We start from the raw sequence: 13,580 nt of genomic DNA, 5'->3' as shown, positions 1-13,580 counted from the left end.
CCAGTCCTCAATGACAAAGCTGCGAGGAGATGCTGTTCGGACATCCCCGGTACTGCGATCGGAATTCCTCACGATGAGGTCAGGACTTCCGGAGAGAGCGACGTGCATTCATCGGCGCGGCCACCCGCTCCGGTGACCGGTAGCCGGCTGCCTGGCCACCGCGCGCCCCATGGTGGCAGCACCTCGCGAAGACGGTCCAGATTGCCGCATCGCGTGTTCAACCGAGTCGGCGCCGCACTTGAACAGCTGCCCGGATCTCATGGGGGCGTGATCGCGCTGACACCGCAAGTCGGGCCTGCGTACGGTAGGGCGGTATGAGCCGTGCCCAATAGGACAGAGAGCGGGGGGCATTGACCGCCGATCGCATATCGAAGATGCAGTTCGGTGCCATGCTGCGAAGTGCGCGAAAGCGCGCGGGTATGACACAGGGGCAGCTCGCCGAGATCTCGACGGTGAGCATCCGGGCCATTCGCGACCTCGAACTCGACCGCACCTGCAGCCCGCGCACGCAGACTGTTCGGCTGCTTGCCGATGCGCTGCGGTTGAACGGAGCACGGCGCGCGGAGCTGGAAGCGGCCGTCGGGCCGACGGTGATCCGGTCACTCCACGGCGACCTGCCGGCACCGCCCGCTCCGCTCTCCCCGCCCTTTGCCCGGGAAGAGGAGGCGTCCTCGCTCATCGGGCTGTTGTGGTCCACCGGTCATCGGCTGGTCAGGGTGACGGGTGCGCCGGGGATGGGCAAGACAACGCTGATCCAGAGCGTCGCGAGCGAGCTGCACCGCACCCGGCTCGTTCCGGTGATCTTCCTTGACCGTGTGGGGGCGACGCCCGGCGGCGGCCCGCACGATTCCCCGGGCCGGCTGATGAGTCGAGTCGCGGAAGTGATCGGCTGCGGTGCCACGTCGGACGATGTGGCAGGGCATCTCGCCGCGGATGACGCCCTCCTCGTCGTCGACAGCCGTGACCTCGACGACCGGGATCTCCGGGACCTGCGAGGGCTCCTGCGGCTCTGCCGAAACCTGCGGGTGCTGATGGAGTCCTGCGAAGTCGCGACGAGACGGGCCGGGGAAATCACCTTCACGCTCTTCCCCCTCGATGTTCCGGAATGGGACGGCCGGCATTCCGGTGCGGACTTCGCCGTCGACTCACCCGTGATGCGGTACATGCTCTCGCGCTGCGCCCTGCTCTATCCGGCGGAGGCGTCGTCCCCGGAGACGGTGGCCGCGATCGCCGGCATCTGCTGGCATCTCGACGGGATCCCGTCGGCGCTCGAATCAGCCGTCTCCTGGCTGCTCATCTACGAACCCACGGAACTCCTGGCCATGGCGCAGGCATCACCGGCACGACTGGTGATGTCTCCGTCCCGGAACGATGTCTCGCTCATCGTCTGGATGCGCGACGCCCTCGCATCGCTTCCGCCGTTCCACCTCGACGTCCTGCGCAGGCTGGTCGACTCGCGGCCCTGGACGGTGAGCGATGCCGTCGCGCTTCTCACCGGCTCCGTCACGGACGCGGAGAGCGCCCTTCACGAGCTGCGCGCACGCGGACTGGTGCGCCGCGTCAGATCCTCGCGAGGGAGCGCGCAACGGTTCGTGGTCCTCAACCTGATACGCCACCTCGTGCACTCCGAGTTCGGCCCCCAGTCGCCCCCTTCCTACGTGTGCTCATCCGTCCGCCGCCTTGATGGCCGCCACCACCTGGCGGATGGTGGGGTGGCGGTAGAACTCGCGCAGGCGGAGGGTGGGCAGCCCCTCGGCCCGCATCGCCGCGGAGCTCTTCACCGCGACCATCGAGTTCCCGCCGGCCTCGAAGAAGTCGTCGTCCAGCCCGACCGGGAATCCCAGCAGCCGTGACCACAGCTCCTGCAGCCAGACGGCCAAGGAGTCGTCGGCCGTCGGCGCGGCGTCCTCGGCGGCCCCTGTGGTGATCTCGGGGGGAGGCAGGCGCGCCACGTCCACTTTGCCGCTCGTGGTCAAGGGGAGAGCGACCACCTCCGTCACCGTGGCCGGAACCATGTAGTCGGGCAGGACGGCGGCGGCGTGCTCGCGGACCGCCCGCACATCACCGCCGTTCAGCACCACGTAGGCGTCGAGGCGCATGCCGGACGAGCCACCGCCGTCCGTGGAGCCCACGACGACCGCCGCGGCCCGGACGTCTCCGTCCTCCAGCAGCACCGTGCGGATCTCGTCCAGTTCGATGCGGAACCCCCGTATCTTCACCTGGTTGTCCAGGCGTCCCAGATGTTCCAGCGCCCCGTCCGGCCGCAGCCGCCCCCGGTCGCCGCTGCGGTACATCCGGCCACCGTTGTACGGGTCCGGTAGGAACCGTGCGGCGGTCAGGTCCGGTTGGCCGACGTAGCCCTGGGCGACGCCGGCGCCGCCGACGCAGATCTCGCCCGCGACACCGGGCGGCAGCAGCCGTCCCGAGGGGTCCAGGACGCAGACGTGCCATCCGGGCAGCGGTGCGCCCACCGAGCGGGTCGCACCGAGCGCCAGATCACGTGTCACGGTCTGAGCGGTGACATGCACGGTGGTCTCGGTGATGCCGAACATGTTCACCACCCGGCACCGGTCGTCGGGGTACGCGTCGAACCAGGGCAGCAGCATCCTGGCGTCCAGCGGTTCACCGCCCAGGACCACCAGCCGCACCGGAAGGCCCGCGCAGTCGACGGACAGGAGATTGGCGAGGGCCGAGGGCGTCTGGTTCAGCACGGTGACCCCGTGCGCGACCATGAGTTCGCGGAACTGCTCCGGTTCGCGCGAGGTGAGGTGGGGCACGACCACGAGGCGCCCGCCGGTCAGCAGGCAGCCCCAGATCTCCCACACCGAGAAGTCGAAGGCGCTCGAGTGGAAGAAGGTCCACACGTCCGCCGCCCCCAGCCCGAAGTCGGCGCGGGTCGCCTGCACGAGACTCAGCACGTTGCCGTGGGGCACGGCGACGCCCTTGGGCCGCCCGGTGGAACCGGACGTGTAGATCACGTAGGCCGTGTCATCGCCTCGCGTGCTCCGCCGGCCGCCCGGCGCGTCGGGCACGTCGGCTTCGAGCAGCTGATCGGGCGTCGCCCGGCGGTACTCGCCCTGTTTCGGGAGTTCGGGGCGCCGGGTCACCAGCAGGCGTACCGCGGCGCTCTCCATCATGTGGGCGACTCGTTCAGCCGGGTACGCGGGGTCGACCGGGACATAGGCCGCGCCGGCCTTGAGCACCCCCAGAAGCGTGGCGACCAGCTCAGCCGACCGGTCGAGGCAGACGCCGACCCGGTCGCCGGGCCGGATCCCCCGCGCTCGCAGACCGGCCGCGAACACATCCGCCAGACCGTCGAGTTGCTCGTAGGTGAGCTGCACGTTGTCGTCGGTCACCGCGACGGAATCAGGAGAGGAGGCCACGACCCGGGCAAACGCCCCGTGCACGGAATCCGCCGGGGCGGGCGACGCGGGCGCGGAACTGCCCAGGCGCACAATGCGGTTGCGTTCGTCGTCGTCGAAGAGCTCGACGTCGACGACAGGAGTCTCCGGCGCCTTCGACAACTGCCCGTACACGTGGGCGACATGCCTGGTCAGCTGCTCGCCGGTCGAAGGGCCGGCATGGCTCAGCAGATGATCACAGCGCAGCCAGAGCCGGCGATCCGCCCGGCGGACGAGGGAGAACGTCAGAGGGAACACCGGCACCAGGGAGGGCAGGTACGCCTCGCCCTCGCGCAACGGTTCACCGTCGCCGCCCGGCAGCGTGCCGGCCACCACTGGGGCGTCCACGAAGGAGGGCCGGCTCCGGTACACCTCGTCGAGGGTGCCGCTCACCCGTACGGCCACGGCCCCCTCGTCGGACCCCAGGACGATCTCCCCGGGGTCGCCGTCCTCGTAGCGCCGGAGTGTCACGGCCAGAGCCGTGCGCAGGCTCCTGTCGTCGGCCGGCCCATCGGACGGCAGGACCGCCCAGGCCGTGGCGGACCGGTCGCCGTCGCCGTCGCCCATCCCCCAGCCGGGAGGGGCGCCGGTCCGAGCCGTGGGCGCGCCCGGGGGTCTGCCGGCGAGGCGCTCGAACTCCCGGCTCACCGCCTCCTGGTCCCCGTCGGCCAGCCGGGAGACCAGGCGCCGCAGTCCCGTCGTGTCCAGCAGGACGCGTGGGGCCACGACCACGAGGTCGGCCGGTCCGTCCTGGTGGCGGAGCAGCATCGCGTGCGCGCCGTCGCCCGCTCTCGCCGCTTCCCCGCGCCACGCGTCCCGGGCGCCGGGGTCGCCCCGCTCCGACGGCACGTCCACGACGCGGAGCCGGGGCACGTCACCGGCGCCCGAGAAGCGCTCCCTCAGGAGTTCCGCCTGCGCGGGATCGCTCAGGCAGAGCCGGACAGCATGATTCTGTGCCCTCGCCATAGGTGCGCTCCTCCACGTCGCCGAATCACCCGAGTACGGTACGAGGCCCCGCACACGGTGAACGGCAGTTTCGGCGGCGACTCGACGGCGGCGAAACTGCCTCGGGATCGCCTCCCGTACTGCCGGTGCCGGAGTCGGCGGCACCCTAGTCTCGGTGCGATGACAGCAGGTGGAGGAACTCCCACGGCTCCGGCCAGGAGAAGGCTCCCGAACGGGATGCACGTCTTCAGTCTCAACGGGAACGAGACGGATTACCTGTACGGCGAGATCTTCGGCGACGAGTCCTACGTCCCACCGCGGGGCTGGCGCGTTCCCGAGCAGCCGGTGATTCTGGATGTCGGCGCCAACATAGGGTTGTTCACCCTCTTCGCGACGCAGAAGTGGCCCGACGCGCAGGTGTTCTCCTTCGAACCGGCTCCTGACGTCTTCGACGCCCTCCAGCGGAACACCGGTCACCTTTCCGGCGTTCGCGTCCACAACCTGGCCCTGGGCGACGAGGATCAGTCGCGCGAGCTGACCTACTACCCGAACTACACCATGATGTCGGGCTTCGACGCCGACCCGGCGGTCGACAGGGTGCTCGCCTCGGCGTTCATCACCAGTGCCGCTGAGTCGCTCGACGAGGAACTCCGGGACGAGTTCATCCACGAGGCGGGGGGCCTGGTGGACGACTGCCTCGACGAACGGCGACTGGTGCGCTGTGACGTGCGGCGCGTCGAGACGTTCGCCGCGCGGGCCGGCATCGACCGCGTCGACTTGCTCAAGGTCGACGTGGAGGGCTTCGAGCTCCGGGTCCTGCGAGGCATCGGCGACCGCTTGTGGCCGGGGGTCGCCAACGCCGTCGTCGAGGTCGCCGATCGCGACGGGGCACTCGACGCGGTGGTCTCCCTTCTGGAGAGCCACGGCATGACCACCCTCGTCCGGCAGGCCGCGGAGTACCGGACCACCGATCTCCACACCGTTTTCGCATGGCAGGTGGCGTGACATGGCAGGCGTTTCTCCGGCACGGGACCCGCGGACCCTCCTGTCCGCCAAGCGTTGGGTCGTACGTCCCCGCCGGATCGAGAATCCGGACATCAGGGTCTTCTGCTTCCCCCACGCGGGCGCCGGGGCGTCCGCGTTCACCCCGTGGGCCAGACGTCTGCTCCCGGAAGCCGAACTGTGCGCCATCCGCTACCCGGGGCGGGAGAACCGGATCGACGAGCGGCCTTTCGATGACCTCCGCCTGCTGGTGGACGCGCTCGAACCCGTGGTCGCACCGCTGACCGACCGCCCCTTCGTCTTCGTCGGGCACTGTTCGGGCAGCGTGGTCGCGCTGGAACTGGCCCGCCGCATCCGTGACGGACAGGGGAGGCTTCCCACGGCGCTGTTCGTCTCCTCCATCGCGGGGCCCGCCCGGCATTCCTCGGAGTCGATCCATCTGCTGCCGCGGGAGGCGTTCTTCGAACGCGTCGCGCTCTACGGCGGGATCGACGAGTCCGTGCTCGACGACCCCGAGGTCATGGATGTCTTCGAGCCGACCCTCCGTGCCGACTTCCGCATCGCGGAGGAGGGTGCGCCTCGGCACGCGGCGCCCCTGGACGTACCGATCACAGCGGTGGGCGGCCGGCACGATCCCTTCGTGAGCTTCGAGGACCTGGTGGCCTGGCGCGAGGAGACGAGCACCGAGTTCTCGATCCATCACGCCGAAGCCGGTCACTTCGTTCTGGACCAGACGATGCTGCGGATGGCGGACGCCTTGCCCGGCCACCTGTGGCCGGCCGGCGCGGGCGCACCCTCACCTCGCCCCACGGGCTGAGGAACCGGCACCGGGGCCACGTCACCGGGCCGCAACAGCCTGTGCCCGGCCCGACGCTGATGTCGGACCGGGCACAGGCTGTTTGTATGCCTACTTCTTCTCCATGGCCTCGATCAGGCTCTTGGGGCGCATGTCGGTCCAGGACTTCTCGATGTAGTCGAGGCATTCCGTGCGGCCCGCCTCACCGAACACCGTCTTCCAGCCGTCCGGCGCATCCACGAAGACCGGCCAAAGGGAGTGCTGCCCCTCCTCATTGACCAAGACATAGTAGTTGGCATCGGGGTCGTCGAATGGATTCGTCACCACGCCGTCCCTTCCGAGGTAGTCAAATCAGGCGGCCGGTCAGGGCCATCCCCCGATCAGCAACGATTGGAGGCTAATCAATCATCCGCAGCACCACACCCTTCGTTCAACTGCTTCGCCGCACCAGTTGAACAACTCTCCCCCTCCCCATTTCCGTTCCGGTGGCACATGGAGGTCATTTCCAGCCACAGTTGTGCCCGGATACGGAAATGGGTACCGTCGCCGGACGATTCACATCACCTCATGCCACGGGTCTGCCGTGCCGATCGCGCACGCACTTCGGGAGGCGGCTGTATGAGCGCATCATGCCTCGACATCAGTGCCCCGAGGGATTCCGGCCCCCGGTCCTCGGCCGTGATTTCCGGACTGGGAACCTGCCTTCCGTCGAGGGCGGTCGGCAACGCCTCACTGACGGAAGGCCTGGACACCAGTGACGAATGGATTCGCACCCGTACGGGAATCGAGTCCCGCCGGCGGGTCGCCCCGGAGTTCTCGGTGCTCGACCTGGCCTGCGAGGCCGCCCAGAACGCATTGCGTTCGGCGGGGGTCGGCACAGTCGACGGCCTCGTCTTCGCCACGACGACACCGGAGCGCCCCTGCCCCTCCGCAGCCCCCGAGATCGCGTCCCGCACGGGACTGGGAAACGTTCTCGCGTTCGACATATCAGCCGTCTGCAGTGGATTCCTGTACGCACTGACCACGGCCGGCGCTCTGATAGCGGCCGGGACCGTGGAGAGCGTCCTGGTCGTCGCGGCGGAGACCTACTCGCGCATCGTCGACCCGGCGGACCGGTCCACGGCCGTCCTCTTCGGTGACGGAGCCGGAGCGGTGGTGCTGCGCTCCGGTCCGGCCGACGAGCCCGGCGCGCTCCTCGCCCACGACCTGGGCAGCGACGGCACGGGCGCGGACCTGATCCGCATTCCCGGTGCCCGCGAACAGGCCACCGGGCAGCGCTGGTTCACCATGTCCGGGCGGAAGGTGTATCTGCAGGCCATCGATCGCATGGCGCAGTCGGCTCGACGGGTCATGAAGGACTGCGACTGGAGCCCCGAGACGCTCGACCTGCTCGTACCGCACCAAGCCAACGCACGCATCATCGAGGCCCTGGCCAAACGGCTCGGTCTCCCGCCGGAACGAGTGGTCTGCGAACTCGCGCGCATCGGCAACACGGCGGCTGCTTCCATCCCGCTGGCCCTGGCCGACGCGGTGGCGGCACGCCGACTGGAACCCGGGGCCCGCACCGTGCTGACCGCCTTCGGCGGCGGACTCAGCTGGGCGTCGACGGGACTGATCTGGCCGCAGCTGACCGCCGTCACCTCAGAGGTCTGACAGAAGGAGCCACCTGTGTTCATCGAGTACCTCACCACCCTCCTGGGCAGCGTCTACAAGGTTCCCGGAGTCATCGACCCCGACAAGTCGTTCACGGAACTGGAAGTCGACTCGCTGTCCCTTGCGGAGCTCGGCGCGCATCTGGAGGAGGAACTCGGCGTCGCGGTCGAGGAGGAGGACCTGACCGGCTCCACCACCGTGACCGAGCTGGCCGGGCTGCTGAGATCCCGTGGGGCGGACGTACCGGCATGAACACAAGCGGGCAGCGGCACCCGGATGTGGTGATCACGGGCCTCGGGATGGTCTCACCGGCCGGAACGGACACGGTCACGGCGTGGAAGACGGTCTGTGCCGGGCTGCCCACGGCGGCTCCCGACGCCCGGCTCGACGGCATGGCCGTGGACTTCAGCTGTGCCGCGTCGGCGTTCGACGCGAACCGGGTGCTGGGTACCGACGCACGCCGGATGGATCCCTTCACGCGATACGCCGTCGCCGCGGCCCGCGAGGCCGTGGCGGACGCGGCGGCGGACGGCGGGCACTGGGACCCGGCCAGGGTCGGGGTGCTGATCGGTACCGCCGTCAGCGGCCTGGAAACCTGGCTGGAGCAGTCGGCGCGGCTGAGGGACACCGGGGCGCGCGCCGTCAATCCCCTGACCGTCCCGAAGGCCATCGGGAACATGGCCGCGGCCACGGTGGCACTGGACCTCGGCCTGAACGGTCCCGCGCTCGCCGTGTCCACCGCGTGCGCGTCCGGCACCACGGCGCTGGGCTTCGCCCTCGACCTGTTGCGCGCCGGCCGCTGCGACGTCGTGCTGGCCGGTGGCGCCGACGCCGCGATCACCCCTCTTCTGTCCGGCGCCTTCGACCGGCTCAAGGCGCTGTCCCGGCGCCGTGACGAACCGTCGTCGGCTTCCCGGCCGTTCGACCGGCACCGTGACGGCTTCGTACTGGCGGAGGGAGCCGCGGTGCTCGTGCTGGAGCGCGCGGCGGACGCGCGGGCCCGTGGACGCCGCCCCTACGCGACGCTCCTGGGATACGGCGAGTCCACGGATGCCCATCACCTCACCTCGCCCGATCCGGACGGGAACGGCGCGCGGCTCGCCCTGCGGAGCGCGTTGGCGGACGCCGGGGTGTCCGCCTCGGATGTGGCGCTGGTCAACGCGCATGCGACGGGGACCCCGCAGGGCGACGCCATCGAGGGACGCCTCATCCATGGGGTCTTCGGCCCCCACACGGCGGTCACCTCCGCAAAGGGGGTGACGGGGCACATGCTGGGAGCCGCCGGCGCCGCCGAGGCGGTGTTCACGGCCTTGTCCGTCGAGCAGGGTGTCATCCCGCCCACCGCGAACTTCGATGAGCCGGGGGCCGACATCGCCGAGATCGACATCGTCCACGGGGGGCCGAGGTCCGCCCCGGTCCCCGTGGCGGTGAGCAGTTCCTTCGGCTTCGGCGGTCACAACGCCGTCGTCGTCCTCGGACGCGCCTGAAGTCCCGTGTCAGTTCCGCGCGGCCCTCACTCGGTGCCTTCGTCGAGTTCCTGCGCGACTTCCAGCCACGTCTCGGCGTACCGGCGGGCGAGGTCGACGACGAGGTCTCCGCAGTGTGACGGCACCGCGGCGGCCAGCTTGGACCAGCCCCGCTCCTCGATGGCGTTGCGCTGAAGCACCCGGAACAGGCGCCGTTCCTCTTCCATGTGCCGCAGCGACGGATCGCTCAGCAATCTGTCGAGCAGGGTGGCGGGATCGGGGCCCGGGAGCCGGCTGCCCCGCGCGGACGCCCGCGGTTCCCCTGGCTTCGCGTGCTCCGGCGGGACCGGTTCCACGGCGTCGGGCTCTGCGCACCCGCTGCCGGACACGGCCGGCTGAGGCGTCTGCTCCGGTACCGGCGGCTCACCGGACAGGAGCCGTCTGCGGACATCGCTCACCGTCGCGGGCGAGACCCCGGCGAGCCTCGCCACCTCGCGCAGCGACGCCTGCGGACGCTCGGCGATCAGTCTGGCGGCCCGCTCCCGGCCCTCCGCGCTGTTGAGGGGGCGCACCTTGCCGTCCCTGCCGATGCGTGCGCTCAACTGGGACGCCCCGCCCGCCGAGCCGCGCCGGATGGCGGCGACCGTCTTGGCCCCCAGGCCCGCGACCCGGGCGATCGCCCGGTCCGACATCTCCGGGTGCGACGCGATGATGCGCTCGGTCGCGGCCCGCCGGTCCTCCTTCGACAGCGGAAGGCCATGAGCCACGTTCGCTTCCACGGCCCTCAGGAACGCTTCCTCGGCGGTGCCGTCGAAGAACTCGACAAGGATGGTCGCCTCGCCCTTGCGGAAGGCCGCCGCCAGCCGGTGCATCCCGTCGATCACGCGCATGCTGCGCCGGTCCACGAGAATGGGTGGAAGCGGGGTCTCGACCGCCGTCAACCGGGCTACATGCTCCGCGGCCTGACCCTCCAGGCGCGGAGAGTCCGCCGGAAGGAGCGAGGCGACCGGAACGGACATGACGCCTCGCACGGCCGGCGCGGGGCCCGCGGCGCGCCAGGCCGATTCGTCCCCCGCTTCGGAGGCCTCTGGATGCCCTGAGTCGACAGCGCTACGCTTCATTTTCCGCTCCCCCACTGACGAAACGTCTTGATTCCTTTACGACGACTTTCGGCAGAAAAACCTGCGACCGCCGGGCAGTGAGGGAAATGCGGAATCAATGGTGTCGAACTCGCGACCAGCACACCGGTAGCGGTTTCATCAACTCACCGCCACTCCTTCAGAACGCCCGAAACTGCATTCGAACTTACATCCAGCGTGCTGTTCGGGCAACTGGCCAAGACATTTGTGCCGGTGCCATGAGAAGGCGTTCAAGTGCGGCGCGGCGGCGGTTGAACACCGTGGCCGTCCGCGTGTCCGGGATCCGGCCCACAGGGCCGCGCGCTCGCCTCGACGGGCGCCCCTGTCCTATCTTCTGCATCATGACGCTGATCCGGGCAAGGGGCCCGGTGGCAAGGGGTTGGTGGCATGGTTACCGGTCGTGTGGTGCGGTTCGACAGTGTGCGGGGTTTCGGGTTCATCGCTCCCGATCACGGAGGGGAGGATGTCTTCCTGCATGTGAACGATCTCCTGATCCCCGAGCACTATCTTCGCTCGGGCCTCGCGGTCCAGTTCGAGGTGGAGGAGGGGGACCGCGGGCTCAAGGCCTCGGCGGTCCGGCTGACGGAGGGGGCCGAAGCCAAGCCGCCGGCCTTCCAGACACCCGTCAGCGCCGCCGCCGTCCTGGCGCCGGAGCCGGCCAGGCAGGGGGAAGGTGACGACTCCATGTGCGACGTGCTCGCCGCGAACGAGTACCTGCACGAGGTGACCGAGGTGCTTCTGTCGGCCGCGCCCTCACTGACAGGGGAACAGATCGTGCAGATCCGAGCCGGGTTGCTCCAGTCCGCCAAGAACCACGGCTGGACCGAGGGCTGATCGGCCTGGAGGGGGAGCCGCGGCTCCCCCTCCCCCAGCTGTCCGCGCGATATTGATCGGGGCGATCGCGCGATGCATCGTGGATGCCACGATTTCCTCACCCGGGAATCTTTCGACGGCACGTCACGGAATTGCATTTTCCTGCAGACTTCCTGGTGCCGGTCACCGGATGTTGACCCGATTTCTTCTCACCATCCGATGCGAGAAGAACAGAGAGCGAGGCATTTTCCGTGACCGTGCTTAACCGCCCGTCCATGGGCCCGATACGACTGCGGCCGGGCGACGAGTCGATCCAGCATCAGCAGGTCAGACCGGGAACGGTGCGACGGATCCTCCCGTACGCCCGGCCATACCGCTGGCAGGTCGTGCTGCTGCTGACGGTGACCGCCATGGACGCCTGTATCGCGGCCGCCAGTCCGCTGATCCTGAAGTACATCATCGATCACGGCATCCTGCCCGGGCACCTCGACGTCGTCGTGTGGCTCAGCCTGGCGCTGGCGGGACTGGCCCTGGTGAACGCCGGGGTCGTCTACGTCCAGAGCTGGTGTTCAGGCCGGGTCGGTGAAGGAGTCGTCTACCAGCTACGCACGCAGGTGTTCACGCATGTGCAGCAGCAGCCACTGGCGTTCTTCACCCGCACACAGACCGGCAAGCTGATCAGCCGGCTCAACACGGACGTCTCCGGCGCCCGGCAGGCCGTCACCACGCTGCTCACGCAGGCCGTCTCCACGATTCTGACCCTGGTCCTGGTCCTGGGCGCGATGTTCTACCTCTCCTGGCAGATCACCGTGGCGGCTCTGGTGATGATTCCGCTGTTCCTGATCCCCGCGCGTCTGCTGACGCGTCGTATGCAGCGCATCACCAGATCGCTCATGGAGCAGGACGCCGAGATGAGCTCGATGATGACCGAGCGCTTCAACGTCTCGGGCGCCATGCTGGCCAAGCTCTACGGGCGTCCGCGGGACGAGGACGCGATGTTCGCCGACAAGGCCGCCCAAGTCCGCGACCTCGCCATCAGGTTGGTGGTCTGGGGCAGGCTCCTGCCCATCGTCGTCACCATTCTCACGACCTTCACCACGGCCCTGGTCTACGGCCTGGGCGGCGCCCTCACCATCGACGGAGCCATCGAGTTCGGCACGCTGGTGGCGATGGTGGCCCTGCTGATGCGGCTGTACGGCCCCGTCAACGAACTGTCGACCATGCAGGCGACCGCCACGGTCGCCCTGGTCAGCTTCGACCGGGTCTTCGAGGTTCTCGATCTCAAGCCGCTGATCACCGAGCGCCCCGGCGCCAAGGCGCTGCTGCCCGAAGCCGATGCCGAGGGCCGCGGGGATTCGGCCGCGGACGCCCCGGACATCGAGTTCGCGGGGGTTTCCTTCCGGTACCCCAGCGCTGACGAGGTGTCGATGGAGTCGCTGGAGGCCGCCTCGAGCCGCAAGCACGAGCGGTCGGACGCGACCGAGCAGGAAGTCCTCCACGAACTGAGCTTCCGCGCTCCGGCCGGCAAACTCACCGCACTCGTCGGCCCGTCGGGTGCAGGCAAGACCACCATCACCCAGCTGGTGCCCCGTATGTACGATCCGAACTCGGGCACCGTGCGCATCGGCGGTCACGACATCCGTGAGCTGACCCTCGCCTCACTGCGCGAGAACGTCGGTGTCGTCACTCAGGAGTCCCACCTCTTCCACGACACCCTCCGCGCCAACCTGTCCTACGCCCGTCCCGATGCCGACGAGCAGGAGCTGATCGAGGCGTGCAGGGCGGCATTGATGTGGGACACCATCAGCGCGCTTCCCGAGGGCCTCGACACCATTGTGGGTGACCGCGGCTACCGGCTCTCCGGCGGCGAGAAGCAGCGGATAGCCCTGGCCCGGTTGCTGCTCAAGGCCCCGCCGATCGTCGTACTCGACGAGGCGACCGCCCATCTGGACTCGGAGTCGGAGGCGGCGATCCAGCAGGCGCTCAGGACCGCCCTCGTCGGCCGCACCTCGCTGGTGATCGCCCATCGGCTGTCCACCATCCGCGAGGCCGACCAGATCCTGGTCGTCGAGGACGGCCGGATCTGCGAGAGCGGAACCCACGAGGAACTGCTGGCGGCGGCGGGACTCTACGCCGATCTCTACCACACGCAGTTCTCCCACCAGGCGACCGACCGCAAGCACATCGGCCACCAGCGGTCGCCGTCCGCGGTGATCGCGGGAACTGCGCAACCAGGGTCCTGACCGACTCCGTCCCCTCGAACGTCGAGGGGGGGGGGGGGGGGGGGGGGGGGGGGGGGGGGGGGGGGGGGGTGCGGGGGGGGGGGGGGGGGGGGGGGGGGGGGGGGGGGGGGGGGGGGGGGGGG

Annotated in this window: 10 protein-coding genes and 1 pseudogene; 8 read left to right on the top strand and 3 right to left on the bottom strand. The window is 69.6% G+C overall.

Annotated features, from left to right (window positions below; translation table 11 throughout):
• Window positions 1-374: 374 nt before the first annotated feature.
• Window positions 375-557, top strand: a pseudogene (locus tag ACZ6I3_RS26315) (helix-turn-helix domain-containing protein); the annotation flags it as partial.
• Window positions 558-1,664: 1,107 nt separating this feature from the next.
• Here ACZ6I3_RS26315 and ACZ6I3_RS26310 read toward each other — a convergent pair.
• Window positions 1,665-4,367, bottom strand: a complete 2,703-nt coding sequence (locus ACZ6I3_RS26310; protein WP_469417870.1) for a non-ribosomal peptide synthetase — start codon at window positions 4,365-4,367, stop codon at window positions 1,665-1,667.
• A gap of 216 nt (window positions 4,368-4,583) precedes the next feature.
• Between ACZ6I3_RS26310 and ACZ6I3_RS26305 the strand changes: the two genes are divergently transcribed.
• Together ACZ6I3_RS26305 and ACZ6I3_RS26300 are read left to right on the top strand one after the other, a co-directional pair.
• Window positions 4,584-5,351: an FkbM family methyltransferase gene (locus ACZ6I3_RS26305; protein ID WP_469417869.1), complete on the top strand. Its 768-nt coding sequence runs from the start codon at window positions 4,584-4,586 to the stop codon at window positions 5,349-5,351.
• Window position 5,352: 1 nt separating this feature from the next.
• Window positions 5,353-6,165, top strand: a complete 813-nt coding sequence (locus tag ACZ6I3_RS26300) for a thioesterase II family protein (RefSeq protein WP_469417867.1) — start codon at window positions 5,353-5,355, stop codon at window positions 6,163-6,165.
• Window positions 6,166-6,255: 90 nt separating this feature from the next.
• Here the strand turns inward: ACZ6I3_RS26300 and ACZ6I3_RS26295 are convergent, their stop codons facing one another.
• The gene (locus ACZ6I3_RS26295; protein WP_469417865.1) at window positions 6,256-6,468 is read right to left on the bottom strand and encodes an MbtH family protein; all 213 of its coding nucleotides are present in this window, start codon (window positions 6,466-6,468) and stop codon (window positions 6,256-6,258) included.
• A 354-nt stretch (window positions 6,469-6,822) separates the two neighbouring features.
• Here ACZ6I3_RS26295 and ACZ6I3_RS26290 point away from each other — a divergent pair, with 354 nt between their 5' ends.
• The 3 genes from ACZ6I3_RS26290 to ACZ6I3_RS26280 are packed head-to-tail and all read left to right on the top strand — an operon-like array spanning window position 6,823 to window position 9,284.
• A complete protein-coding gene (locus tag ACZ6I3_RS26290; protein WP_469417863.1) occupies window positions 6,823-7,797 on the top strand; it encodes a beta-ketoacyl-ACP synthase III in 975 nt (324 codons plus the stop codon).
• A gap of 15 nt (window positions 7,798-7,812) precedes the next feature.
• The gene (locus ACZ6I3_RS26285; protein WP_469417862.1) at window positions 7,813-8,049 is read left to right on the top strand and encodes an acyl carrier protein; all 237 of its coding nucleotides are present in this window, start codon (window positions 7,813-7,815) and stop codon (window positions 8,047-8,049) included.
• On the top strand, window positions 8,046-9,284 hold the full coding sequence (locus ACZ6I3_RS26280; protein WP_469417861.1) for a beta-ketoacyl-[acyl-carrier-protein] synthase family protein: 1,239 nt from the start codon (window positions 8,046-8,048) through the stop codon (window positions 9,282-9,284). Before ACZ6I3_RS26285 ends, ACZ6I3_RS26280 begins: the two co-directional genes overlap by 4 nt.
• A gap of 26 nt (window positions 9,285-9,310) precedes the next feature.
• Here the strand turns inward: ACZ6I3_RS26280 and ACZ6I3_RS26275 are convergent, their stop codons facing one another.
• The gene (locus ACZ6I3_RS26275; RefSeq protein WP_469417859.1) at window positions 9,311-10,153 is read right to left on the bottom strand and encodes a transcriptional regulator; all 843 of its coding nucleotides are present in this window, start codon (window positions 10,151-10,153) and stop codon (window positions 9,311-9,313) included.
• A gap of 636 nt (window positions 10,154-10,789) precedes the next feature.
• On the opposite strand from ACZ6I3_RS26275, the gene ACZ6I3_RS26270 reads away from it, so the two are divergent.
• Together ACZ6I3_RS26270 and ACZ6I3_RS26265 are read left to right on the top strand one after the other, a co-directional pair.
• Window positions 10,790-11,236, top strand: coding sequence for a cold-shock protein (locus ACZ6I3_RS26270; RefSeq protein ID WP_469417857.1), 447 nt, complete (start codon window positions 10,790-10,792; stop codon window positions 11,234-11,236).
• A gap of 230 nt (window positions 11,237-11,466) precedes the next feature.
• Window positions 11,467-13,458 (top strand): ABC transporter ATP-binding protein, encoded by a 1,992-nt coding sequence (locus tag ACZ6I3_RS26265; protein ID WP_469417855.1) that lies wholly within the window; start codon window positions 11,467-11,469, stop codon window positions 13,456-13,458.
• Window positions 13,459-13,580 lie beyond the last annotated feature (122 nt).

The sequence above is a fragment of the Streptomyces sp. NPDC041940 genome, assembly GCF_055589465.1.
This window is presented reverse-complemented; position numbering and strand designations above follow the sequence as displayed.

Bases quoted from the DNA above. Each gene is read 5' to 3' on its own strand.
- ACZ6I3_RS26310 (WP_469417870.1), bottom strand. From the start codon at position 4,367: ATGGCGAGGGCACAGAATCATGCTGTCCGGCTCTGCCTGAGCGATCCC.
- ACZ6I3_RS26305 (WP_469417869.1), top strand. From the start codon at position 4,584: ATGCACGTCTTCAGTCTCAACGGGAACGAGACGGATTACCTGTACGGC.
- ACZ6I3_RS26300 (WP_469417867.1), top strand. From the start codon at position 5,353: ATGGCAGGCGTTTCTCCGGCACGGGACCCGCGGACCCTCCTGTCCGCC.
- ACZ6I3_RS26280 (WP_469417861.1), top strand. From the start codon at position 8,046: ATGAACACAAGCGGGCAGCGGCACCCGGATGTGGTGATCACGGGCCTC.
- ACZ6I3_RS26275 (WP_469417859.1), bottom strand. From the start codon at position 10,153: ATGCGCGTGATCGACGGGATGCACCGGCTGGCGGCGGCCTTCCGCAAG.
- ACZ6I3_RS26270 (WP_469417857.1), top strand. From the start codon at position 10,790: ATGGTTACCGGTCGTGTGGTGCGGTTCGACAGTGTGCGGGGTTTCGGG.